The organism is Sporolactobacillus sp. BBK16-2, assembly GCF_059878335.1.
Genome location: NZ_CM187611.1, coordinates 1,663,155 through 1,688,232, shown reverse-complemented (window position 1 = coordinate 1,688,232; position 25,078 = coordinate 1,663,155). Strand labels below are relative to the sequence as shown.

Genomic DNA, 25,078 nt, shown 5'->3' with positions numbered 1-25,078 from the left:
CCTGTTCATTCTCCTTTTTTTGTCAACTTTTTTCTTTATCGCCATTGTCATATATGCCGTAAAAAAATTACGTCAAAACAAGTGCTCAAATTGACAATTATTTTCGTTCACCCATTACAGCAAAACAATAAGATTTTCAATGAGTACTCATCTTTTAACAGTTTCATTTTCGCATGAAAAGTTCATAATTTCCAATCTTCTGCTCACTGTCGGTATGATCCGTTCATTCAAAAAACATGCATTAGATTTATCTTACATGTTTATTATAAGTATTTAAAGCAATTTCATATATTTGTCAAGAAAATAAATTTACTTGAACGCACAAAACAATCTTATTTATGCAATTCTTCATTAAATTTGCAGGTCGAATTTCAATGGGCCATTTACAAAAATATCTTTTCAAAATCAGAAAACGAATATGATTAACAAATAGTTTGAACTGCTTTGCCATGAATATGTAACAAGATCCAATCTGAATAGAGAATAGCATCACGAACTCAGAACTCTGTTGGGCTGATTGCCAAGCTATGTTTTTTCTTAATGACTGTTCAGAATACAAATAAGTAAAACAGGAGGCTCCTCCATTAGGAGCCTCCCTTCAGCAGTCACTGCCTTGCAGGAAACGATATCGGTTTGCCAGCGGGGCACAAATTAATGCCAGAACAATAATTGGAAGCCATGCGATCAAAAAAATAAAAAAGGCGGCAAAATGTTTGATTTGCCACGCACGCCAGAACGGGAGCAGGCCAAGCAGGGAACCCATGATCAATCCGATTAATCCATAAGAAAGCAAAAGATGCAGCCATGAAATGATCATTTTTATCAACTCCGTCACTCTTTTTAACAGTTTATGCATACTGAAAAAAGAAGTGAAAGCTGATAATTACATGAACTTCTTAATCACGCGCGTTCATAGATACAGAACGTGTGGGGAAATCGATTGTTACGATCCATAACCCCTTCCGTACTTCGTAATAACCGCCAATTTTGCTTTTGAAAACCAGAAAAATATGTGTCGCCCTCAAATTCTGCGTCAATATGAGTGATATAAAGGCGATCTGCATAAGGCAAGAAAGCTTTAAAAATACCCGCACCGCCAATAATAAAGCATTCACGCCCAAATGCCGTACCGCTTTTTAAAAAGCTCTCTACCGACGAAAAGCACTTAACTTGATTCTGATTAAACTCCGGATTGTGCGTTAAAACGATATTCTCCCGTCCGGGAAGCGGTTTCCCTATGGAATCATACGTCTTCCTTCCCATGATGATCGGGTGACCCATCGTCGTCTGCTTAAAATAGCGCAGATCGTCCGGCAGATGCCACGGCAACTGATTCTCTCTTCCGATCAGCTGATTTTGATCCATAGCAACTAAAAAGGAAATCATACTGACACCTTGCCTTTAATTGCAGGATATGGATCATAGCCGAGAAACTGGAAATCATCATAGTCGAAATCAAAAATAGATGAAACTTTACGGTTGATTGCTAGCTTAGGAAGCGCTCTTGGCTTACGTTCAAGCTGTGTTTTTACTTGATCGAGATGATTAAGATAAATATGAGCATCCCCAAAAGTATGTACGAACTCGCCAACCTCTAGCCCTGTAACATGAGCAATCATATGCGTTAACAATGCATAGGAAGCAATGTTAAACGGCACACCAAGGAACAGATCCGCACTGCGCTGATAAAGCTGACAGCTCAGCCGTCCGTCATTAACATAGAATTGAAACAAGCAATGGCAAGGCGGCAGCGCCATATTAGGTATGTCTAAAGGATTCCATGCCGTGACAATCAATCGACGGGAATCCGGGTTTTTTTTAATTTCATTGATTACATTTGTTATCTGATCAATGGTTTCGCCATTTTTTCCTGGCCAAGATCGCCACTGATGACCGTAAACCGGGCCGAGATCGCCATGTTCATCTGCCCATTCATTCCATATCCGAACGCCGTGTTCCTGAAGATACTTGATATTCGTATCTCCCTTTAGAAACCACAGTAGTTCATAAATGATTGATTTATAGTGCAGTTTCTTTGTCGTCATTAATGGAAATCCGTCCTGCAGATTGAAACGCATCTGATAGCCAAAGATGCTGATTGTTCCGGTGCCGGTCCGATCACTTTTTTCATGACCTTCAGACAGTATTTTACGGCAAAGATTTAAATATTGTTCCACAGATGATCCCCCGCTTTTCGATTACTAATTCTCAGTTTAACATAATCATTTCTTTTCAGAAATAACAGTGAATGTTTTTCTTGTTCCTATTGTCGAATCATTAGACGGATCTGAATGGAATGCCCGTTGAGACGCACGAATAATTCATTGATACGCACATAAGCTTGATACAAGGTTTACTACATTGGAGGTAATTGCGATGAGCGCTGAAAAGCAGCAGAACAATCCATTAAACCAGTTGAGGCGTCAGCAGCCTGACGCCCTCATCGATGAATGGAATCACATCTGCCAAACCGATCAAGAGCAGGCATTCACCATGATTAATGATCCCGGATTGGAGTTTCCGGTTCTTTTTATGCTTAGAGACCAAGTAGAAACGCGCGGTAATGCGTTAACCCCTCGTGCTCGTATCGCTTTGGCGCAAATACGTAATGTGCTCCATGGTGCAGATTTAGGAAACAACCATCCTGCCTCATTTGCAGACCAGCATGATGAAGTAGTCGAATCCATGTACTGGATACTGAATACCGGATGGAAAAACATTGTGTCGACCGACTACACACAAGTTATTGACCAAACGGCAATTAATCTTTTGCATACGTATCATGAAAATTGGCTAAAGGGAATGGTTGATCTGGTCATTTATCGTTATAAAAATAAAAGCCAGCGCCATTATTTAATCAGTGCCATGTGGGAGACGGCAAATCCTCTATGTCTTGTCTATCTATCAAACTACTTCTTATCCGATCAATCCGTTGAAAGCAATTACGCGCGTAAAATGCTTGCCTTTATTCCGGAAGTCCGTCATTCCCTTGATAATCAATCGGCACTGCTCGCCTTTGAAACCTGGTATGAAGAAAACGCCCACTATTTAGTTTATACGGGTGAAACAAATGATGCTGTTCCCGGAGGACGTCCATACAGGATCCATTATAGTGCAAAATATCTTGGAAAATCAGTTTCCTCCCGCAGTGGTGAACCTATTCAGGCACTTTTGCCTAACGAAAAAAAGAACTATTTCGACTTTCTTAAATTACAGCCCCGCCTGCAAACGAGTTTGTCAGCCTATTCCATACGTTTAAGAAAACAGCAGCCGAAAATTTGGCGATCCTGGGTGGTTCAACCGCTGAAAGATCAGCTTCAATCCATCAACACTGCTGCACATGGGGGGTATTATCTATGATCATTGCGGCAAACCAGCAACTCTCAGCCGACGATTATGGAAGTTTCGCCTCAAACGGCCGATTCGCACCAGTCATATTCAGAGCCATGGCGGAATCGCATGAGTGGTTTGCTTATCCGTCACGTCATGAACTGAATTTTGAAATCAAACTCAGAAATGAGACCATTGAAGCCGCGCATGCCCTCCTTGCAAGCCGCGCATCCTTTGCGACTTTCTATTACTCGGAGTGCAATGATTACTACTGGACATTAACAGGAGACGGCGGATTTGAATTGAAGCCTGGAGTACCGGCATCACAAGCTGTTAATGACATTTTTGTTAACGGTGAAGCCTATGCATTCGAATGTGCAACAGCAATGATGATTATTTTTTATAAAGCATTAATCGATACAATTCCAGCCGAGCGATTCAACGAGGTCTTTCAACACCTCTATTTATGGGATTGGCAAAATCATCCCTTCTTCCCACTAAGAAACATACCGCGTGTCGGAGGAGGGATTCCGGGTGATGTACGCTATTTTAAAAATCCAGATGTCAGTCCGCAAACACCTCAATGGCAAGGTGAAAATGTCGTTGATCTATCAGATGAAATGTATTTCGGTCATGGGGTTGGTATCTTGCCGGCAAGTCAAATGATTGCCGAATTAAATCAATATCGGCGTCCCGGTGCTGTTACCTCTGCATTTCTTATGAGCAATGCGACACGACCTAACTATTTATCATTGTCCGCACTCGCAGATGGCACGCAGATGGATGGAATTCGAATTGCTGCCGGAACTTCGTTTTACTCCTTTTGATGAGTGTACAGCTGCCTTGGCAGCAGTAATGTAATACAAAGCACGATCAATGCCAAGACCATGAACACCATAAACAGATGATGGATGCCAAGCATGAGAATTTCACGAAGCACGTGCAGCACAGTTAATTGCAGCTGTTCGTGACCCTGAGGATGGACAAGTTGATTTAATTGATCAACCGAATACTCAGATTCGCCTTTTTCAGAAATTGCACGAGCTGCCTGGGCATTAAAATACATGCCAAAAAAAGCAGCACCGATTGTTTGCCCAATACTGCGAAAAAATTGATTCGATGCCGTAACCGCACCGCGCATCTTTTTTCCTGCGGCAGACTGTGCGGCAATCGTTGTCAGTGTTAAAGTGATGCCAAAACCTAACCCAAGTATCGCAGTAATTATATAGAGTACAAACGGCTCGCTTCCAAAACGAAGCGTTGTCAGCCAAACAGTGCCGATGAGAAGAAATAGAGCACCGACACTCACGCTTTTCCGCAGTCCGAATTTTGGCATCAGCCGACCGCATAAAAAGGATCCGGACATCCAAGCAAGGGACATAGGTGTCAATACAAATCCGGATGCTGTTGCACTATATCCAAGTAATCCTTGAAGCCACATTGGCATATAGATATCGTTGCCAATAAGGATTGCGCTTGCAATCAGTGCAATTAGATTGGTAAAGAACACGACCGGCATTCTTAAAAGTGTGAGTGGAATCATTGGATCTTCTGCATGCTTTTCAATAAACAAGAACAATCCAATCAGCACAACCGATAAGCAGATAAACATAATATTTATGAAATCATTTAGACCGTTCTCTCCGATGCGCTGCAGCGCAATAAGCAGCAGGATCATGCTCATTGCGAACACCCCCGCCCCGACAAAGTCAACCGACTTGCGTTCGTGATTCCAATCTTCGTGAAGACCGAATTGCACAAGAAGAATTGTTAATGCGCCGAAAGGCAGATTAATAAAGAAAATCCAATGCCAGGATAAAATGTCGACGAAGAATCCGCCTACGAGAGGACCCAAGATTCCTGCCACACCCCAGATCATCCCCATCATTCCGAACATTTTTGCTCGTTTTTCTACAGGATATATATCTCCGATTATGGTCGTGCTGAGTGTCATTACAGCACCGGCGCCAATGCCTTGAATTCCGCGGAAGACAATTAATCCTTGCATGTTCCAAGCAAATCCGCACAGGACAGAGCCAATTAAGAAAAGAAGCGTACCAATGAAAAAAATCTTCTTTCTGCCGAAAAGATCTGACAACTTCCCAAATAGCGGCACAGTAACTGCAGATGTGAGCATGAAAATGGAAAAGACCCAATCCATAAAGCGTATTCCTTGTAAATCACCAATTATTTTGGGCATCGCCGTGCTGACTATTGTTCCCTCAATGGCTGTCAGAAGGGTACCGATCATTAATCCGGCAAGTACCACATTTTTATTTGTTTCCCTCTTGCCCATAACGTCCTCCTTTGAATCTCCTTACTGAGAATCAGATCATTCCATTGTAAAATATGAGAGCAAATAGCGCAATTTAAGATTTCCAAATAAACATTTCTTTTCTAAGACAAAAAAAGAACCTATACAGGCTCTTTTCAACTGAGTAAAAATACTTCACCTATTTAATTTTTCTAGAATTCGATTTATCTTTTCGTTTAATCGCTGATATTCTTCAGAACTCTTCAAACGATCGGCAGCTTCATTCAATTCTTGTTTCACATGCTCAATTTCCTTCTTAACCGTTTCTGTGACAGGCTCCTCATTGGTCTGCTCATCATCGTTTGCCATATTGACATGCACACGTATTTTTGATAAATCTTTCAAACTCTTCTTCACTTTCTTTAATTGCCTATTTAATTTATCTTGAACGGAAAATGAATGATCACTCTCATCCAAGTTTAGCTCTTCTTTTAAAGCATCTTGCAAAATTCGTGAATAATTCAGATCCGCTTCCTTCGCAGCATCGTCCAGCCATTTAGGTATCGTCAGCGTCTTTTTCACTGCTTGGTTTTCCATCTTTTTTCGAAATGGCGGCATCCATGTTTCAATAAGCGTTACAAGTTGACCTTGGCCGCTGTGAATAGCGGCAACCTCTGAGGGAACAGGAGGTTGCTCCCCTTTTTCCTCAAGTGCATAAATAAATAACGCAAGTGCTTCTTTTCCGTTCGCAAATCCTTCTTCGACACTCTTTGCTTCTGCCGAGCAGCCGGGTAAATCCGGAAAAGTTATTGTCAACTGTTCTCCGTTATTTGTAAATACCGCCGGATAAATATATTGATCTTTACTCACATTGATCACCTCAAATAAATTATAACACGTATTTCGCACGTGTAAAATACATAGTCAATACGTATTATTTTTGGGAAGTGATTTCACATCGGCGAACTGCATAATCTTTAAAGAAAGATTTTATTAAAAAAACCGGGCAGTTTGTCCGGTTTTTTATGCAATCATTCATCTTATATTATCGTTGCTGGATGCGGTTCATGCGTATGTTGAACAGTATAGCGATTTCTCGGATGGTGATCGCAAGCATCGCTGCACGAACGATGATGCGTCTTCTCGCATTCCTCGCAGCAGATAAACTGTTTGTTACATTCCGGATTGGCACAATTGACAATTCGATCACAGGACTTGCCGCAATGTGCGCAATGACCGACGATTACGTCCTCATCGGTTCGATTAACGGGGACAGAAATACGCTGGTCAAATACATAGCATTTCCCGTCATAGCTCTTCCCTTGAACTTCAGGGTCCTTTCCGTATTCGACAATGCCGCCATCCAGCTGACTGACATCTGTGAACCCGGCACGCAGCAAATAGCCACTGAATTTTTCACAACGGATACCGCCGGTGCAATAGGTCAGCACTTTTTTATCTTTATAATCTGATAAGTTTTTTTCAATCCAATTAGGAAGATCCCTGAAGTTGCGAATATTCGGCAATATTGCATCATGAAAATGGCCGATTTGCGTTTCATAATCATTCCGTGCATCAATAAGGAGCACATCTTCATTTTGCATTTCTTTGTAAAATTCTTTTGGCTTTAAGTGTTTTCCAGTCATCTTATGCGGGTCTATATCATCATCTAACTTCAACGCAACAATTTCTTTGCGTGGCCGCACGTGCATTTTTTTAAACACATGTCCATCTGTCTCATCAATTTTAAAGGGCATATCTTTAAAACGCGGATCCTGATGAAGCGTATCCATATATGTTTGTGTTTGCTCTACTGTTCCGGACACTGTCCCATTCAGGCCCTCCTTGCCGACTAGGATACGCCCTTTCAACCCAAGCTCTTTGCAAAAATGTAAATGTTCCTCTGCAAACAATTTCGGATCTTCAATTGTGACATAGTGGTAATAGAGCAGTACACGATATGGTCTTCTTTCAGTCAATTGGTTCACCTCATTTATAATCAACGGCTTTTTACCATTCAAAGCCAAGTTTTTCTTTGTATATCCTATCAGATTTAATTAACTGTGACAATTATCACACCACTAATAATTCCCGGACTCACACAAAATTCACCTGTTGATCGCCATCATAGCGGCATACAGTCCCAAAAAACACGGGCAGTATTATTTTGAAGGTGAAATGTTATGTGTATTCTGTTAAGGTTACGATAGGAAAAAGTAAAGGTGAGGAAATAGTAATGGATTATGATGTGATTGTTGTTGGCGGCGGGCCATCAGGATTAATGGCGGCAATTACCGCTGCAGAGCACGGTGCCCGTGTCATGCTGCTCGATAAAGGAGACAAGTTAGGAAGAAAGTTGGCGATTTCTGGCGGCGGCCGCTGCAATGTAACAAACGCTATGCCCATAGATGAATTGATTAAGCATATTCCCGGCAATGGCCGATTTTTGTACAGTGCCTTCTCGTCATTTGATAATCAGGATATTATCCGTTTTTTTGAACAGCTTGGCGTTGGACTGAAGGAGGAAGACCATGGACGCATGTTTCCAATTTCCAATAACGCGAAATCAGTCGTCGATGCGCTCTTAAAACGCATGGACGATTTGAAGATCACGCTAAACATACACACGCCGATTCAAGCCGTTCTTTATTCCGACCATGTCGAAGGTGTTAAAACATTGGACGGCAAAAAGTACTCATCGGATTCGGTCATTGTTGCTGTCGGAGGAAAGTCAGTGCCTCAAACCGGTAGTACTGGAGATGGCTATGCTTGGGCAAAAGCGGCCGGACATACGATTACTGAACTCTATCCTACTGAGGTACCGCTTACCTCGAACGAACCGTTTATTCAACAAAAAACACTTCAGGGTCTATCTTTAACTGATGTTGCCGTGACTTTAGTTAACCCCAAGGGAAAGGCCATACAAACTCACCGTTGGGATATGATTTTTACTCATTTTGGTCTGTCAGGACCAGCAATTTTGCGACTAAGCCAATTTGTTGTTAAAGCATTAAAAAAGTTTAAGACACCGGATGTTATCGTTACCATTGACAGCAAACCTGATCTGAACAGCGACATGTTACGCAGCCTGCTGCTGAACCTAACTGAATCCAATCCGAAAAAAGCGCTTAAAAATGTTTGGAAAGGTATCATCCCTGAACGCTACTTGATGTTTCTTTTTGAACAGATTCATCTATCACCGGATTTGAATTTTCACGAGCTAGCTAAAGAAGATATTCGAAAAATGGCAGAAGCATTAAAACAATTTCCTATCCATATTTCAGGTACTTTATCCATTGAGAAAGCATTTATTACGGGTGGCGGTGTCTCGCTTAAAGAAGTCAACCCCAAAACTATGGAATCAAAAAAAATGCCCGGTTTGTATTTTTGCGGGGAGATTCTCGATATTCATGGCTATACTGGCGGTTATAATATTACCTCTGCATTTGTCACCGGTCATGCAGCTGGGACAGCTGCAGCAGAACGCGTTTCTGAACTTTAATGATATCTTGTTAATAGAATTCACCAAATCAAACAAACCAGTGCCTATTTTGGCACTGGTTTGTTTAAATTTCTTATTGATCGTCAATCCAATTAGAATAAACCGATTACTTTTCCATTTTGATCAATATCCATATTTAGAGCTGCGGGCTGTTTTGGCAAACCAGGCATGGTCAATACATTTCCTGTCATGACAACAATAAATCCTGCACCGACTGACACTTTAAGTTCACGAACATGGATGGTGAAATCTTTTGGCCTTCCAAGTAATTTCGGATTATCAGATAGTGAATATTGTGTTTTTGCTATGCAGACAGGAAATTGATCCCAGCCGTTTTTAATGAATGCTTTTATTTGTTTCTTTGCTTTCGAGGAAAATTCAACATCTTTTCCGCCATACACCTTCGTAACAACCGTTTGAATTTTTTTCTCAATAGAGTCCGTTAAATTGTACAGCGGTTTAAAATGGTTTTCTTGGTTTTCAATAGTATTGACAACCAATTGTGCAAGCTCTTTACCGCCTTCTCCGCCACATTCCCAAACATTCGCCAAGGCAACAGGATGGTTATTTGTACGGCACCAATTTTCAACATAAGCAACTTCGCGATCCGTATCAAAAATGAAGTGATTGATTGCCACAACATAGGGCAAACCAAATGATTTAATCGTGTCAATATGGCAAGCGAGATTTTCCATTCCGCGTGCAAGTGCATCGACATCCTCGTGCTTCAATTCGTCCTTGGTCAATCCGCCATGCATCTTTAGCGCGCGAATCGTCGCCACAATAACAACAGTGCTCGGCTTGAAATGTCCTGCACGTGTCGTAATGTCCAGAAACTTTTCTGCACCTAAATCTGCACCAAATCCAGCTTCTGTAACCACATAATCGCCAAGTTTTGCACCCATTTTCGTAGCGAGTACACTGTTACAACCATGAGCGATATTGGCAAATGGACCGCCATGAACGAATGCCGGTGTATTTTCCAAGGTTTGGACGAGGTTTGGATGAATAGCATCTTTAAGCAGTAATGTCAATGCACCCTCAACTTTTAAGTCTCTGACAAATACTGGTTTTCTTTCGTAAGTGTAGGCGATCAGCATGCTGCCGAGCCTTTTTTTCAAATCTTCAAGATTCACTGATAGGCAGAGAATTGCCATGATTTCGGAAGCAACTGTTATGTCAAAGCCGTCCTCGCGCGGTACACCATTTGTAACGCCGCCAAGCCCAACGATCACATGTCTGAGTGCACGATCATTTAAGTCAAGTACACGTTTCCAAACGATTCGGCGCGTATCAATATTGAGCGCATTCCCTTGATGAATATGATTATCCAGAAAAGCCGCTAAGGCATTGTGAGCCGTAGTAATTGCATGAAAATCACCAGTAAAATGAAGATTTATATCTTCCATTGGCACGACCTGTGCATAACCTCCGCCAGCTGCCCCGCCTTTCACACCCATTGTCGGACCAAGCGATGGTTCACGTAGTGCAATTACCGTCTTTCGACCGATTTTATTCAATGCTTGTCCCAGTCCAACTGTAACTGTGGATTTTCCTTCTCCGGCTGGCGTCGGATTGATAGAGGTTACTAAAATAACTTTTCCTTCAGGATAACCACTCATTTTATTCAGCGTATCCGCGGATACCTTTGCCTTGTAGCGTCCGTAAGGTTCCCAGTCACTCTCATCCAAGCCCAGCTGATCAGCAATGTCTCCAATCGGTTTAAGCATTGCATTTTGGGCTATCTCAATATCTGATTTCACCGTTTTTGACGTTTCTGACATTCTTTTTATCACCCATCCAATAATAAAATTGTCCAGCCATTTTTTCCTTTATTATGATAACATAATGTGAGCGAAGCTAAAACGACAGGTTACGATTTCACGTGACAAAATTAAGTTTGTACGAAGTAGAGGACGTGACTGATGTGATTGAAATCTCATTTGATGGTGCTGCGATCAGCAATCCTGGCCTTGCAGGAGGCGGGATCTATATAAATGAAGGAAACGGAAAGGAAATTCGTCGTTCGCTGCCATTCGGCGTACTTACTAGCAATCATGAGGCGGAGTTCGCCGCTTGTGTCGCTGCGATGCATTATGCCCTTGAAATGGGTTATAGAACAGTCTCGTTTCGTACCGATTCGCAACTCGTCAACGAAGCCATAGAAAAACGCCATGTTAAAAACGAGCAGTTTATTCCTTATCTTAATGAAGCGTTGCCCTTAGTTGATCGCTTCGACCTGTTCTTCTGCAAATGGATTCCCGATAAACAAAATAAAAATGCTGATGCGCTCGCTCGACTCGCAATCCAAAAACAAATGCGTGCAAAACAAAAAAAGGAGGCTGATTCATGACTCTTAAACGTGTACTCTTCGCCGATTCTGCTTTACTTGGAATTACATTTGTATGGGGCACAACATTCATTATTGTGCAAAATATTCTTAACCAACTAACACCGTTGACCTTCAATGCCTGGAGATTTTTTTTCGCTGCCCTTTTCCTTATCTCATGGCAATTTTTCACTTCTAAGAAACGTAAGTCTGCGAATGTCCTCTACAGTTGGAAATTAATTGGTTCTGGAGCGCTTCTTGGCGGTTTTTTGTTTGCAGGTTATGTGTGCCAAACGATTGGTCTTCTTTATACATCCGCATCCAATGCCGCATTCATTACCGGATTAAGTGTCGTACTTGTCCCCATTTTTTCAGCAATTTTATTACGAAACGCACCGCATAAAGCAGCGGTCATTGGTGTGATTTTCGCCGCTGTCGGACTGTTCTTTTTAACCACAAGAGGTCAGTTTTCTCTCAACAAAGGTGATGTCATCGTCTTGGTCAGTGCTGTCACATTTGCTCTGCATATTATTTTCACAGCAAAAGTTACCGAACAATTCAACAGCCTATCATTAACCATCGTTCAACTTGCTTTTGTTGCCCTATTCGCTTTTATTACAGGTTATATTTTCGAAGGCGGAGAGGCATTTAATTTACATATCTTATTCCAGGGTGATGTGATTATCGTCGTTCTATTTATGGCACTCTTTGCAACGGCATTTGCCTTTCTTCTTCAGACAGCTCTGCAAAAGGAAACGCCTGCAACCCATGTCGGGATCATTTATATTATGGAACCTGTATTTGCTGCATGGACTTCTGTTCTGTTCCAAAATGCTCGTTTTGGTCCAAGCGAATTAACCGGATCGCTGCTTATTCTGCTCGGTATGCTCCTTGCTGAATGGCCTACTGGCGGACAAACGATTGAAAAGCAGCACTAGGGCTTAACAAATCAACTGGTTGGAGCATATAAAAAACGGACTCGCATTAATCGAGTCCGTTTTTTAATAACCTGTGAAAACAAATGAATGACGTGGGGAAAAAAGATGAATCGTTCACCCTTGACTGACAACCACCATTCGTTTCCTTCTATTAAACCCGCGCATATATAGAGTATCAGCGGGTTAATGCCGTATATTCCGTAGTGAGCTTCATAAAAAGTGCTTCGTTCCTTGAATCCAAACTTTCATCAATCTTCTCTCGTAAATTCTTCACTTTTTGATTGAATTCCATTTCATCAAGGATCATCTGGGCATACATTTCGACAACTGAGACCTTCGCCTGCTGTTCTTTGTATACAACAAGCGCCTTCGTATTATCCTGGAAAGAGTGATCATTGTTCATCTTTATTGCCCCCTTTGCACTTTTTATTATTCTACACTACTTTTCTGAAAGTTACAACCATTTAGATTAATTTTCTTTCTTTTTTTCTAATTATTTTGATTAATTTGGTTATATTTAACAGTTAAAACAAAATCAAACAATAAAAAAGAAGAAGCCTATACGGCTTCTTCAGAATGATCAACATTATTGATTAATAACGTTGCGATTTTTGTTTACTTCTTCCCCTATTATTATTACCTTGGCGGTGATCACGTTCCCGTGAATGGTAAGAATTTCTTCCTTTTCCGCCTCGTTGTTGACGACCAGAAGAACGCTTTACCATCAACGGTTGCTCACGTGTCAGACGCACTGGAGTCGTATCTGGTTCTTTGGTAATAAGCTTTAACGCAGCAGCTACAAGATCAGCCGCATCAAAATCGTCAAGCAGTCCTTGCGCTTTTGAGGCGTAAGCATGATAATTTCCGGATTCGAGTGTCTCCTTTAAATTATCAATTGCCAATTTTTGTTGACCGGCTAGTGCTTCTTCATAGCTCGGTGCATTAATTTGCTTCATCGGTTGCTTTGTCAAGCGTTCGATGGAACGAAGATGTGGAAATTCGCTCGGTGTAATAAACGTAAGTGCCATACCGGTTTTGCCGGCACGTCCGGTACGTCCGATTCTGTGTACATAGCTTTCCGGATCTTGTGGAAGATCAAAATTGTAGACATGTGTCACATTGCTGATGTCCAGACCGCGAGCAGCGACATCTGTTGCAATCAGAAGTTTGACTTCATTTTGTTTAAAACGGCGAAGCACAAGGTCACGCTTTGATTGTGTTAAATCACCGTGGATTCCTTCCGCTTCATAACCGCGTTTTTGCAATGCTCTCATTAATTCATCAACCCGACGTTTTGTGCGTCCAAAGACGATTGCACGTTCAGGTGTTTGAATGTCCAGGAAGCGAGTCAGAGCATCAAACTTTTCTGCTTCTCTAACCTTTACATAATTTTGTTCAATTAATGATACTGTCAGCGTTTTTGCTTTAACTTGAACCTTTTGCGGTTCGTGCATAAACTTTTCTGCAAGCAGCTGAATTGGTCTCGGCATTGTTGCTGAGAACAGAAGCGTCTGACGATTTTGCGGAGTGCTTTCCAAAATTTCATGGATATCTTCAATAAAACCCATGTTCAGCATTTCATCTGCTTCATCAAGAACAATCATCTTAATTTGATCTAAACGGATTGTCCTTCTTTTAATATGGTCGAGTAAACGGCCTGGTGTTGCGGAAATGATGCTCGGACGCCTTTTTAAATCGCGGATCTGTCTTTGAATATCCTGTCCACCGTAAATTGCGACTGTTCTAACCTTTTTATAAAAGCCTAGAGCACTAAGCTCCTGAGCATTCTGAATCGCAAGTTCACGCGTAGGTGTAATCACCACGCCTTGAATATCCGTATCCTGAGGATCCGCCGCCTCGATCATTGGAATACCGAAAGCAGTTGTTTTTCCTGTGCCGGTTTGTGCTTGACCAATTAAATCTACACCTGTTTCAGCAACCGGAATCGCCTGCTCTTGAATAGGAGTCATATCTGTAAATCCCATTCTTTCGGTCGCCTTTTTGATTTCTTCACTAATTTTAAGTTCTGCAAATTTCATTAAGCTATACTATCTCCTTTTATCCTGTTTAGTTTTATCAAACAAATGATTAGGCATTCCCCGCGGCGGACGGAAAATGCCTACTAAACATTGAACGAGATTTCATCATTGTTTTCAAAAGTAAACCTCTTCCATCCCTATGATTACCTAAACACATAAATTCACCTTAACATGTACAGACATGAAATGCAATGGACGCAACTTTTAAAAACAGATTGAAACCTTTATATTCCGTCAATAATGGTCATTGTTCACATTCATTTCATACGAATTAGGAATAAAGTGTAACACATTAGCTAAAAAGTGTGATAACATTTAAGCATAATGAACGAGGAACGAGGGAAATCAATAATGATCGAAACGTCAAAAGAGCCAGTATTAATTTTTCTTTTTGGAGCAACAGGCGATTTAGCCAGAAGAAAACTTTATTCAGCTCTTTATCGACTTTATACCAGGGATCAAGAATTTGCAGTAATCGGCTTAGCTCGCCGTGCACACACTGATGAATCATTTCGGGATTTGATTAACGACTCGCTGCCTTCAGAAGCTGGGCCGCGCAAGCATTTTCTATCACGTTTTTATTATCGTCGACTTGATATCACACGTCCGGAAAATTTTGTTGCATTAAAAAGTTTTTGTGATGAACTTGACGAACGCTACCAACTGCATGGAAATCGGATATTCTACCTTTCCCTTGCTCCGTGCTATTTTGCACAGGCCGCACAAAATTTGAAAAAATCCGGATTATCAACGACTCCGGGATGGAAACGTTTAATTATTGAGAAACCATTTGGACATAACTTTGATTCATCAAAAGAATTAAATGAAAGTCTGCTTCATGCATTTAATGAAAAAGAGATCTACCGAATTGATCACTATCTCGGCAAAGAGATGGTTCAAAATATTGAAGTATTGCGGTTTGCAAATCCTATTTTTGAGGCAATATGGAATCGCCGTTATATCTCAAACGTTCAAATAACGCTCAGTGAAACTCTTGGTGTCGGAGATCGTGCTAATTATTACGATCAAACCGGCGCGTTACTAGACATGGTTCAAAATCATATTATGCAGCTTTTGACACTCATCGCAATGGAACCGCCTGCCCGATTCGAAACAAATGATGTGCGTTACGAAAAGGTCAAGGTTTTAAAAGCAATACGTCCTATGCATATTAACAACGTTGTCGAACAAATCGTTCGCGGACAGTATTCCAGAGGGATAACGCCAGATCGAAAAAAATTAAGAGCCTATTTGGATGAAGACAATATTAGAAGCGATTCGGATACCGAAACCTTTGTTGCTGCTAAGTTTTTAATTGATAATTATCGTTGGCAAGGGGTACCCTTTTATATCCGTACAGGTAAATGTCTGGCTGAAAAGTCTACTCAAATTGTTATTCAGTTTAAGAAATTGCCAAAGAACCCTTACTTCCATAATGTCAATCACGTGGGTCCAAATTTGCTCGTGATTTATATCTCACCAGATGAAGGTCTTTCGCTTAAGTTAAATGTAAAAGAAACTGGGGAAACAGGTAATACGATTCCCATTTCGCTCAAATTTCGTAACAATGAACTCGCGATGGAAAATATGCAAGACGCCTATGAGAGGCTCATGGCTGATTGCATTAAAGGCGATTCTACAAATTTCACGCGATGGGACGAAGTTGCCTATTCGTGGGAAATTATTGATTCAATCGTTGATTCTTGGAAAAAACGCCGAGTTCCCGTTGACTATTATGAAGCTGGATCCATGGGACCGGCTTCTGCGGATGAGTTGCTTGAAAAGAATGGACATCATTGGTGGCCAATCATGCATATGGAATGAAGGGCAAATAAAAAGCGCGTCTCGCTAAATGCGAAACGCGCTTTTTATTTTGACATCTTATTCTATTAACGCCCCTGATACAAATGATTTATGCGAGCGGAACGGCTCGAATCCTCTCTACCTCTGCATCGTAGGCATCAATCAGTTTCTTTTCGATTGGGCCCTGTTCCCCGCCATTGATCAAGTGATCATCAATCTGAAGCACCGGATTCACCTCGTTGCTTGTACTTGTAATGAATACTTCATCGGCGTCAAGCAGTTCATCAACGGTGAACTCTCGCTGAACAAGCGGTATATTCAACTTTTTTGCGAGATCAAATACAAAGAGCCGTGTAATTCCATTCAGAATAAGATGATCGGCGGGATGTGTTATTAGTGTTCCATCTTTAATGATAAACACATTGCTTGAGGAACCTTCAGTAACTGTTGAGCCGCGATGCAGAATGGCTTCACCTGCACCTGACACATGCGCTTTCTGCTTTGCAAGCACGTTGCCCAGCAAATTGAGTGTTTTAATATCACAGCGCAGCCAGCGAATATCATCAGCGAGAACCGCTTTAATTCCCTGAGGTCTTTTAGAAACATCACGTATCTTGCTTGAGACCGAGCCGGTAATGACTGTGGGTGTATTGTCTGGGAAAAAATGCTGGCGAGGAGCCGCACCTCGTGTGATTTGAAAATAAACGACGCCGTCATCAAGATGATTCAGTTCAACTAATTTTTTTATATTATCAACAATATGATCGGCACTGTATGGTAATGTTAAGTTGAGTTCGCGTGCGCTGCGCTCAAGACGCTTCATATGAGGATCTAATAAAAAAATACGACCGCTGTAAACCATCATCGCTTCGTAAATGCCGTCTCCAAACTGATAGCCTCTGTCTTCAATGTCAACTTTTGCCTTGCTGCGATCAATAAACTGATCCTGATATAATACAATTGCCACTGACGGTTCCCCCTCAATCCTTTATAGTCTGATTATATGCCCCTACCGTAAAACCGACAATCCCTGATTCGATGCATTCTCCACAGAAACAGATCGGTCAGTGTTGTTTATTCACGTTACTGTTTTTAATATACTGAAGCAGACGATGAGACATTTTTGCATAGCCTTCTTTATTGGGATGAAAATGATCATCATAGAGCAAACTGTCGGTTTTCCCCTGGAACAGATCACTGGTCGGCACAAAAGAGATAGGAGCATAGCTTTCACTGATTCTTTTGCTGTTTGTATTCCACTCATTCAGGATCGGGACAAAATCTTTATTCGCTTTACCCAAATAATCCTCGAACGGATTATACAGACCAAAAAAATAGATATGTGCTTTCGGATTCAACCCGCGTATTTCAGACAATATTTTGTTTAAATTCGATGAAAAAACCTTTCGGCGCTTTGTAAAATCACTTTGATGCAGATCGAGAAAATGTTGGTGTAAAACAGCAACAATATCATTACCGCCGATCGTCAGGAATACCGTATTTGATTCCTTTATCGATTCAATAAATTTAGGCTGCTGTAATTTCTTTAACAGATCTGAGGATGTATCGCCCCGATGTCCCAAATCCCGTATGGATACATTCTTAACATTTTTCTTTACCTTGAGTGCTTTATACGTTGCTCCCACATAGCCTTGATTTTCAAGATCTCCTACCCCTTCTGTCAATGAATCGCCAAGTGCAACAATTTTATAGTTCAATAGTTTCGGTTCTTTTTTTGGTGCGGCACTTTTCCCAAAGTGCAGAAATATAAGAATGGATACCGCAATGACCGCTAGTAGTGCAATAGCACTGTAAATAACTTTCTTTTTAATAACTCGCACCCCTCTTACCTTGCGTTATGCCTCATACCACCATTGTAATGCAATTTCTTCAATTCGCTTGCAAGCTTCATTTTTACCTGCTGAATAGTCCTCACGATCATCAGGAAATTGCTCTGCCAATTGGATCTTCAATTGGCTGTAAAAAGCCGCATCATCATCATGTGTTCGCAAATAATCGCGAAATGCCAAATGCCTGATGACATTCTCTGAATCTGCTTCAAAGATATGAAGATGAATCAAGTGATTTCCCAATCCGTCTTTTTTTACAAAATAACGGCGTCCGTGAATACCGTGCTCGCCAAATGATTCATAACCTAATTTTGAAAATTCAGCTTGAATGAGATCAGTATCCTCCAAGCTTTGTACTTCAGCAAGAATATCAATTGTCGGTTTGGCAGCTAATCCTGGAATTGCCGTACTTCCAATATGATGAATTGCCTGCAAATTTGTTCCCATAATATGTGCGATACGTGCAGCTTCTCTTTTATATTCGTTAATCCAATCCTCATTATAGGGAACAACTTCAATTTCTTTTTGTGCCATTTTTATTCACCTCTGAACTGCATACAAAGAACTGTAATCAGTTTAACATATGTATACTAAGTAAAAACCAAAAAACAGCGATGAACGCTGTTTTTTAGTTGCCGCTATCTTGAATCCGTTATCATTTTCTCGCGATTTATTTTACTGCATGCCTATCGTCGATTTTAACTTCGATTTTTTCCAAAAGCTTCTCATCTCTGAGAATTTCTGACTTGTTTTTTTGAATCAATTCTTTAATACTGTCACGTTTTCTCATTACAAGACCACCTTTCTGCTTATCCACCATTTTAATTAGTTTACCTGTTTTTTTTGAATAAGCGTAAATTATGTGAATTTTTCGTTATATACGTAGTATTACCCGCAACTTCTTTTTTCAAACCTCAGATCACCACTTTGTCTTACGCTAAATCAATCTGTTACAATAGAGAGGTTATTTTAATACAGGAGGCTTTTCCATGGATAATCAAATCAACAACATACTTGAAAAAAATCGTGATCGATATTTAAAACAAATGATTGAATTTCTTTCTATTCCGAGCATCAGTTCCGATTCTACGCACAAAGCAGACGTAAGAAAGGCTGCACAATGGCTTGCCGATGATTTAGCAAACGGAGGACTGGAGCATGTGCAGATTTTGGAAACGGCGGGACATCCTGTCATCTATGCAGATTATCTTAAAGCCGCAGGCAAGCCGACTGTTCTATGCTACGGCCATTATGACGTACAACCGGTGGATCCGATCGACAAATGGAACACCGATCCATTTAAACCGGTTATTAAGGACAATATTATATACGGCCGGGGAACCAGTGATGATAAAGGGCAGGTATTTATGCTGGCAAAAATGGCAGAGGTAATTCTTGAGGCAACCGGTGAACTGCCGGTTAACATTAAATTTTGTTTCGAAGGCGAGGAAGAGATCGGCAGTGCACATCTGGACGATTTTGTTGATGATCATCTTGATCTGCTTAAAGCGGATGTACTGCTTGTATCAGATACGACCATGCTGAGTATGGATCAGCCGGCTGTAAGCTATGCACTTCGAGGACTCTGCGGGCTTGAGGTTCGTCTTCAGGGTCCAAAGGGCGATCTGCATTCAGGCGTCTACGGCGGTGCTGTGCAAAATACCCTCCATGCAATGGTTGAGTTGCTGGCAACCTTGCATGATAAAAAAGGACATGTTACGGTGGACGGCTTTTACGACCAAGTGATACCACTTACCGATGAGGAGCGGATCACGTGCACGAAATTGTCTAATGACGAAGCATTGAAAAAGGAACTTGATGTTTCTTCATTATATGGTGAAGAAGGTTATTCTACTGTCGCACGTATATGGTCGCGGCCGACATTAGAAATAAACGGCCTCTTTGGCGGATTTCAAGGGGAAGGTTTAAAAACAGTTATTCCTTCGACAGCAACAGCAAAAATTACATGCCGACTCGTTCCTGATCAGGATCCTGCACTCATTGGTGCACTTCTTAAAAAACATCTTAGAGAACAACTTCCTGCCGGTGTGAAGCTGGACGTTGAGCTGATGGATCATGCGGAACCATTCAGCATGCCCGTGGATCATCCGGCTCTCAAAGCTGCACATAATGCCCTCGAAGAAGCGTTTCACACGAAGGCGATTCTTTCTCGTCAGGGCGGATCGGTTCCAATCGTTAATACATTTCATGACAAGCTTGGTCTTGCTCCCATACTTATGGGATTTGGGCTGGACAGTGAAAACTTTCATGCGCCGAATGAGCACTTTCATCTGCAGAATTTTGACCGCGGCATGTGCGCACTGATTGCTTTCCTATTTGATCTACCGAAGCAAATGAATTAATCATTTGAAAGAGGCTGTCCTTTTTAAAGGACAGCCTCTTTTTTGTTGAAGAAGTCATATGAAGTTTTTTCATCCAAATCGAATCTTTTCTGGAAATCCTTTAAAAAAAGAACTTTGTGACAACCATAGGATCAATCATAGACCTTTCCAACGGAACCCACTCCCTAGAAAACAATCCGAATGTTTGAAGGCACTAAATGAACTCCTTCGTTCATTATCATGCCCACTTAAACATAAATAATACATTTAGTTGAAAAAATTATTCAGCAAGTTTTCTTCTGAGAACAGTTTGAAGGATACCGCCATTGCGATAATAATCAATCTCCACTTCACTGTCGAAACGAACAGTCACTTCAAATTGAATTTTCCGGCCATCAGAGGACGCTGCTTCTGCCTGAACTGAATCACCGGGCTTTACATTTTCGTCTATTGAGACAGTAATAGCTTCTTCTCCGGTTAGTCCAAGTAAATCAGCACTTTGTCCTTCACAGAATTGTAAAGGAAGCACACCCATCATCACCAAATTACTTCGATGAATTCGTTCATAGCTTTGTGCAATGACCGCTTTAATTCCTAATAAATTGGTTCCTTTTGCAGCCCAGTCTCTTGAACTCCCCATACCGTAATCTTTGCCTGCCAAGACGATCAAATCCGTACCGTTCTTTTTGTAATTCATCGCAGCATCATAGATCGGCATCAATTCATGAGTCGGCCAATAGGTGGTAAATCCGCCTTCAGTACCTGGTGCAATTTGGTTGCGGATCCGAACATTAGCAAACGTTCCGCGCATCATGACTTCATGGTTGCCGCGTCTGGAACCATACGAGTTGAAATCGTAGGTCTTAACGCCTTTCTCAAGCAGATACTGTCCTGCAGGACTTTTTGGAGCAATTGAACCGGCCGGTGAAATATGATCGGTTGTCACCGAATCGCCGAATTTCCCAATAACTCGCATGGATTCAAGAGGTTTAATTTCATTTAATTCTGCAGAAAGACTTTCAAAGAAAGGCGGATTTTGAATATAAGTAGAAGCTTCATCCCAATCATACAGTTCGCCTTCGCTTGTCTGAATGGCATTCCAGCGCTCATTTTCAACAAAAACACGCTCATATTCCTTCTTAAAGCTCTCAGGGCCAACAGAACGGTTCATGACTTCTTCGATTTCGTCGCTTGACGGCCAGATGTCTTTAAAGTAGACATCATTCCCCTGAGGATCTTTTCCAAATGACTCATGATCCATATCAAAATCAACCGTCCCTGCCAATGCGTATGCCACAACAAGCGGCGGAGAAGCAAGATAGTTGGCACGAATCAGCGGATGGATACGTCCTTCGAAGTTGCGATTACCGGATAGAACAGCAGATACAGTAAGATCCTGATCAGTTATTGCTTTTTCTACTGCTTGCGGAAGCGGTCCGGAATTTCCAATACATGTGGTGCATCCGTAACCAACCACATTAAATCCTAATTTTTCGAGGTAAGGAATAAGTCCTGCCTTCTCCAAGTAGTCGGTTACTACTTTAGAGCCTGGAGCCAGGCTTGTCTTGACATACGCAGGAACTGTCAATCCCTTTTCAACCGCTTTTTTTGCAACTAATCCAGCTCCAATCATGACGCTCGGATTACTTGTATTCGTACAACTCGTAATTGCCGCAATGACCACAGCACCGGTACTTAACTTTTCTTTTGATCCGTCTTCATATGCGACTTCAGCTGATTTCGTCAATTCCTCTTTGTCAAAGCCAAAGCCGCGATTCCCTGCAGGACGTGTTAGCGAGGATTCAAATTCATTTTTCATTCCTGTTAACGCAATTCGATCCTGCGGACGTTTTGGTCCCGCCAATGACGATTGGACTTCTGACAGATCCATCTCTAAGACCTTTGTAAAGTGAGGATCCATTGCCTCCGGTGTATAGAACATTCCATTTGCTTTGCAATAATCTTCAACGAGCTGAACCTGTTCTTCCGTACGTCCGGTCAGGCGCAAGTAATCTAAAGTGACCTGGTCTACCGGGAAGAAAGTTGCAGTTGCTCCGTTTTCCGGTGACATGTTGGAAACCGTTGCACGATCAGCAAGCGACATGTGTGAAAGACTTGGTCCGAAAAATTCAACAAATTTTCCGACAACACTTTCCTCGCGCAGGAGCTGTGTCACTCGAAGTGCTAAATCTGTAGCAGTTGCTCCATTAGGGAGGCTGCCGACAATCCGAACACCGATCACGTCAGGTACAGGAAAATAGGAAGGCTGCCCAAGCATACCTGCTTCGGCTTCAATACCTCCGACGCCCCATCCGAGAACGCCTAACCCATTGATCATGGTCGTATGCGAATCCGTTCCGACTAATGTATCCGGAAAAGCCAGCAGATCTCCATTGCCCTCGTCCACTGCATGAACTACAGAAGCCAAATATTCAAGATTCACTTGATGAACAATGCCGGTAGCAGGAGGTACTGCTCGAAAATTTTCAAATGAGGATTGCGCCCATTTCAAAAATTTATACCGTTCTTCGTTTCGCTCAAATTCCCGCTCCATATTAAAAAGAAGCGCTTGGTTCGATCCGAATCGATCAACTTGAACCGAGTGATCGACAACAAGATCGACCGGTTTTTCCGGATTAATCTTTTCCGGATCTCCGCCTAAATCGGCCATAGCCTTACGCAAAGAAGCTAAATCCACGACTGCGGGCACTCCCGTAAAGTCCTGAAGAATAATTCGTGAAGGGTTAAACGGAACGTCAATGTTCTTATCAAGATTTGCAGTTCCCCACTTGGCCAAATTTTCTACATGCTCTCTTTTGATCACTTTTCCATCGCATTGTCGCAGAACGGCTTCCAATAACACCTTTATTGAATAAGGCAATCTCTCGACGTCACCATATTCCGACAAAGCGGTTAATTGATAAAAACTTATGGTTTTCCCATTGCTTTTAAACGTGTTTCGAGCATTGAAAAAATCATTTTTTTTCACTGCCCTTGTTTCTGCAGCTGCCACCATTGTTTCACCATCCCGTCTGTTTTTACACTTTTCTCTACTCTAATCATAAGGGAATTTTTTAATTAAGTAAATTTTATTTAATTAAATCTAATTAATAAGTTTTTCTTATCATGAATAGTTTTTAAAGCCATCCTCATTGGCTATTATCTCCTTAAACGAAGTATTAAAAAATAAAAAAGAGAATAAGCATAATTAAATGCTTATTCTCTAGGAAGTGTCGCCATAAATTTATAGCGATCAGCCCGGAATAATGACTTTGTCAATTCGATTGGACATCCATTTTTCAAATAGGAGCAACGTTCGATTAATAAAATCGGAGAACCCTTTGGAATATCCAGAACCTTCGCTTCCTCGGCTGTAACAACAGATGCCTCAATCGATTGAATGGCATGATCAAAAGGAAGCCCGCACTGCCTCTCAATATATTGATAAAGTGACGGACTGACTTGTTCCTCAGTGAGATTAGGTACCATTTTAACTGGAATATATGAGGTTTCGATTGCCATCGGCTCATCATCAGCAAGACGTGTTCGCTTGATTTCAAATACATCATCATGCTCGTCTAATGCGAGATGATCCGCTACTTTGACAGAAGCACACACACGTGTGAAACTCATCATAATACTGCCAGGTTTCATCCCACGGCTGATCATATCCTCTGAGAATCCGTTTAATCCAAGCAGAGATTTCTCAATTTTGTTCTGATCCGAAACAAACGTACCTTTTCCTTTAATACGTATAAGTACCCCCGAATGTACCAAATTCATAACAGCCTGTCGCACAGTCATTCTCGACACATGAAACTGATCGGTAAATTCTCGTTCGGATGGGATTTGATCACCGGATTTCAAATTCCTGTTTTCAATTAACTGCTCAATGTATTGTTCAATTTGATAATACATCGGTACCGGAGATTTACGGTCAATCATTTCATCAATCCTTGCTCATCGATATTAGAGATAATGCAGGTTCATCGGCAATCACGGTAACATCCGGATGCTGTGTAAGGGCAGAAGCAGGAAAGCTGCTGTCAGGCAAAGACGCGTGGATCAGCTTGCTCATTGCCTCAGCTTTTTCCTCCCCGGATGCAATCAAAAGAATTCTTTTGCTCTTTAAAATGGTTCCGATGCCCATAGTAACTGCTCGTTCAGGAACATCCGAAAGACTCCTGAAATAACGAGCGTTGGCTTTACGCGTTGATTCCGTTAATTGTACTACATGTGTGCCAATCGTTAAAGGCGTTCCCGGTTCATTAAATCCGATATGACCGTTTCGACCTATTCCAAGCAGTTGAAGATCGATACCTCCAAGACTGGCAATCAAATCATCATAGTGCTTGGACTCTTCCTCTGAAAGATCTGAGCTACTTGGAAGATAGCTCTGATTCTCCGGAAGATCAACATGATTAAAAAAATGACTTGCCATATAGGCATGATAACTATTGGGATCCTTTGGATCAATACCGGCATACTCATCAAGATTTACTGTCGTAATCTGTTGATAGCTTGTTCCGTTTTGACGATGATCGGCAACAAGTTCTCTGTATGTCCCTTCAGGTGTCCCCCCAGTCGCAAGCCCAAGCACAGCATTCGGTTTCTTGCGAACAGTTTCTATGATTAATTCAGCAGCCTTCCTGCTCATCTCATTTTTATCCTTAACAGCAATAATTTTCATC

General features: G+C 41.5%; 23 protein-coding genes. 7 read left to right on the top strand and 16 right to left on the bottom strand.

Annotation, left to right across the window (positions count from 1 at the left end):
* Window positions 1-598: 598 nt before the first annotated feature.
* The 3 genes from AC6F33_RS08450 to AC6F33_RS08440 all read right to left on the bottom strand — a co-directional run bounded on the left by AC6F33_RS08450 (window position 599) and on the right by AC6F33_RS08440 (window position 2,177).
* A complete protein-coding gene (locus tag AC6F33_RS08450) occupies window positions 599-817 on the bottom strand; it encodes a hypothetical protein (RefSeq protein ID WP_255746488.1) in 219 nt (72 codons plus the stop codon).
* An 83-nt stretch (window positions 818-900) separates the two neighbouring features.
* Window positions 901-1,386, bottom strand: coding sequence for a dihydrofolate reductase (locus tag AC6F33_RS08445; protein WP_255746487.1), 486 nt, complete (start codon window positions 1,384-1,386; stop codon window positions 901-903).
* The gene (locus AC6F33_RS08440) at window positions 1,383-2,177 is read right to left on the bottom strand and encodes a thymidylate synthase (protein WP_255746486.1); all 795 of its coding nucleotides are present in this window, start codon (window positions 2,175-2,177) and stop codon (window positions 1,383-1,385) included. Before AC6F33_RS08440 ends, AC6F33_RS08445 begins: the two co-directional genes overlap by 4 nt.
* A 199-nt stretch (window positions 2,178-2,376) precedes the next feature.
* On the opposite strand from AC6F33_RS08440, the gene AC6F33_RS08435 reads away from it, so the two are divergent.
* On the top strand, window positions 2,377-3,360 hold the full coding sequence (locus AC6F33_RS08435) for a hypothetical protein (protein ID WP_255746485.1): 984 nt from the start codon (window positions 2,377-2,379) through the stop codon (window positions 3,358-3,360).
* Window positions 3,357-4,157 (top strand): spore coat transglutaminase TGL, encoded by an 801-nt coding sequence (tgl, locus tag AC6F33_RS08430; RefSeq protein ID WP_255746484.1) that lies wholly within the window; start codon window positions 3,357-3,359, stop codon window positions 4,155-4,157. Before AC6F33_RS08435 ends, tgl begins: the two co-directional genes overlap by 4 nt.
* Here the strand turns inward: tgl and AC6F33_RS08425 are convergent.
* The 3 genes from AC6F33_RS08425 to trhO form a co-directional block, all read right to left on the bottom strand.
* Window positions 4,145-5,626: an MDR family MFS transporter gene (locus tag AC6F33_RS08425; protein ID WP_500778106.1), complete on the bottom strand. Its 1,482-nt coding sequence runs from the start codon at window positions 5,624-5,626 to the stop codon at window positions 4,145-4,147. The two genes, tgl and AC6F33_RS08425, sit on opposite strands and share 13 nt — an antisense overlap.
* 153 nt (window positions 5,627-5,779) lie before the next feature.
* Window positions 5,780-6,454 (bottom strand): type II toxin-antitoxin system HicB family antitoxin, encoded by a 675-nt coding sequence (locus AC6F33_RS08420; protein WP_255746482.1) that lies wholly within the window; start codon window positions 6,452-6,454, stop codon window positions 5,780-5,782.
* 170 nt (window positions 6,455-6,624) lie between these two features.
* Window positions 6,625-7,563, bottom strand: coding sequence for an oxygen-dependent tRNA uridine(34) hydroxylase TrhO (gene trhO, locus AC6F33_RS08415; protein ID WP_255746481.1), 939 nt, complete (start codon window positions 7,561-7,563; stop codon window positions 6,625-6,627).
* Window positions 7,564-7,820: 257 nt separating this feature from the next.
* Between trhO and AC6F33_RS08410 the strand changes: the two genes are divergently transcribed.
* On the top strand, window positions 7,821-9,086 hold the full coding sequence (locus AC6F33_RS08410; RefSeq protein ID WP_255746480.1) for a BaiN/RdsA family NAD(P)/FAD-dependent oxidoreductase: 1,266 nt from the start codon (window positions 7,821-7,823) through the stop codon (window positions 9,084-9,086).
* A 92-nt stretch (window positions 9,087-9,178) separates the two neighbouring features.
* Here AC6F33_RS08410 and AC6F33_RS08405 read toward each other — a convergent pair whose 3' ends face one another.
* Complete coding sequence (locus AC6F33_RS08405) at window positions 9,179-10,870, bottom strand: formate--tetrahydrofolate ligase (RefSeq protein WP_255746478.1); 1,692 nt, start codon at window positions 10,868-10,870, stop codon at window positions 9,179-9,181.
* A gap of 143 nt (window positions 10,871-11,013) precedes the next feature.
* Here AC6F33_RS08405 and AC6F33_RS08400 point away from each other — a divergent pair, with 143 nt between their 5' ends.
* Window positions 11,014-11,439, top strand: a complete 426-nt coding sequence (locus AC6F33_RS08400; RefSeq protein ID WP_255746628.1) for a reverse transcriptase-like protein — start codon at window positions 11,014-11,016, stop codon at window positions 11,437-11,439.
* Window positions 11,436-12,353, top strand: coding sequence for a DMT family transporter (locus AC6F33_RS08395; RefSeq protein ID WP_255746476.1), 918 nt, complete (start codon window positions 11,436-11,438; stop codon window positions 12,351-12,353). Before AC6F33_RS08400 ends, AC6F33_RS08395 begins: the two co-directional genes overlap by 4 nt.
* 175 nt (window positions 12,354-12,528) lie before the next feature.
* Here the strand turns inward: AC6F33_RS08395 and AC6F33_RS08390 are convergent, their stop codons facing one another.
* Window positions 12,529-12,756, bottom strand: coding sequence for an IDEAL domain-containing protein (locus AC6F33_RS08390; RefSeq protein ID WP_255746474.1), 228 nt, complete (start codon window positions 12,754-12,756; stop codon window positions 12,529-12,531).
* A gap of 190 nt (window positions 12,757-12,946) precedes the next feature.
* On the bottom strand, window positions 12,947-14,392 hold the full coding sequence (gene cshA, locus AC6F33_RS08385) for a degradosome RNA helicase CshA (RefSeq protein ID WP_255746473.1): 1,446 nt from the start codon (window positions 14,390-14,392) through the stop codon (window positions 12,947-12,949).
* Between the two features lie 351 nt (window positions 14,393-14,743).
* Between cshA and zwf the strand changes: the two genes are divergently transcribed.
* Entirely contained in the window at window positions 14,744-16,216 is a 1,473-nt protein-coding gene (gene zwf, locus AC6F33_RS08380; protein ID WP_255746472.1) for a glucose-6-phosphate dehydrogenase, read from the top strand.
* Between the two features lie 88 nt (window positions 16,217-16,304).
* Here the strand turns inward: zwf and dat are convergent, their stop codons facing one another.
* The 4 genes from dat to AC6F33_RS08360 all read right to left on the bottom strand — a co-directional run bounded on the left by dat (window position 16,305) and on the right by AC6F33_RS08360 (window position 18,835).
* Window positions 16,305-17,162, bottom strand: a complete 858-nt coding sequence (dat, locus tag AC6F33_RS08375) for a D-amino-acid transaminase (RefSeq protein WP_255746471.1) — start codon at window positions 17,160-17,162, stop codon at window positions 16,305-16,307.
* 97 nt (window positions 17,163-17,259) lie between these two features.
* Window positions 17,260-18,036: an SGNH/GDSL hydrolase family protein gene (locus AC6F33_RS08370; RefSeq protein WP_480947403.1), complete on the bottom strand. Its 777-nt coding sequence runs from the start codon at window positions 18,034-18,036 to the stop codon at window positions 17,260-17,262.
* A 15-nt stretch (window positions 18,037-18,051) separates the two neighbouring features.
* Window positions 18,052-18,579 carry a GrpB family protein gene (locus AC6F33_RS08365; protein ID WP_480947404.1) on the bottom strand — a complete coding sequence of 176 codons (528 nt, stop codon included), beginning with the start codon at window positions 18,577-18,579 and terminating at the stop codon, window positions 18,052-18,054.
* 136 nt (window positions 18,580-18,715) lie between these two features.
* Window positions 18,716-18,835 (bottom strand): FbpB family small basic protein, encoded by a 120-nt coding sequence (locus tag AC6F33_RS08360; RefSeq protein WP_255746466.1) that lies wholly within the window; start codon window positions 18,833-18,835, stop codon window positions 18,716-18,718.
* Between the two features lie 199 nt (window positions 18,836-19,034).
* Here AC6F33_RS08360 and AC6F33_RS08355 point away from each other — a divergent pair, with 199 nt between their 5' ends.
* Complete coding sequence (locus AC6F33_RS08355) at window positions 19,035-20,408, top strand: dipeptidase (protein WP_480947406.1); 1,374 nt, start codon at window positions 19,035-19,037, stop codon at window positions 20,406-20,408.
* Between the two features lie 259 nt (window positions 20,409-20,667).
* Here the strand turns inward: AC6F33_RS08355 and acnA are convergent, their stop codons facing one another.
* The 3 genes from acnA to nagB all read right to left on the bottom strand — a co-directional run bounded on the left by acnA (window position 20,668) and on the right by nagB (window position 25,077).
* The gene (gene acnA / locus AC6F33_RS08350) at window positions 20,668-23,376 is read right to left on the bottom strand and encodes an aconitate hydratase AcnA (RefSeq protein ID WP_500778146.1); all 2,709 of its coding nucleotides are present in this window, start codon (window positions 23,374-23,376) and stop codon (window positions 20,668-20,670) included.
* A 227-nt stretch (window positions 23,377-23,603) separates the two neighbouring features.
* Complete coding sequence (locus AC6F33_RS08345; RefSeq protein ID WP_480947407.1) at window positions 23,604-24,332, bottom strand: GntR family transcriptional regulator; 729 nt, start codon at window positions 24,330-24,332, stop codon at window positions 23,604-23,606.
* A 4-nt stretch (window positions 24,333-24,336) separates the two neighbouring features.
* The gene (gene nagB / locus AC6F33_RS08340) at window positions 24,337-25,077 is read right to left on the bottom strand and encodes a glucosamine-6-phosphate deaminase (protein ID WP_255746460.1); all 741 of its coding nucleotides are present in this window, start codon (window positions 25,075-25,077) and stop codon (window positions 24,337-24,339) included.
* Window position 25,078 lies beyond the last annotated feature (1 nt).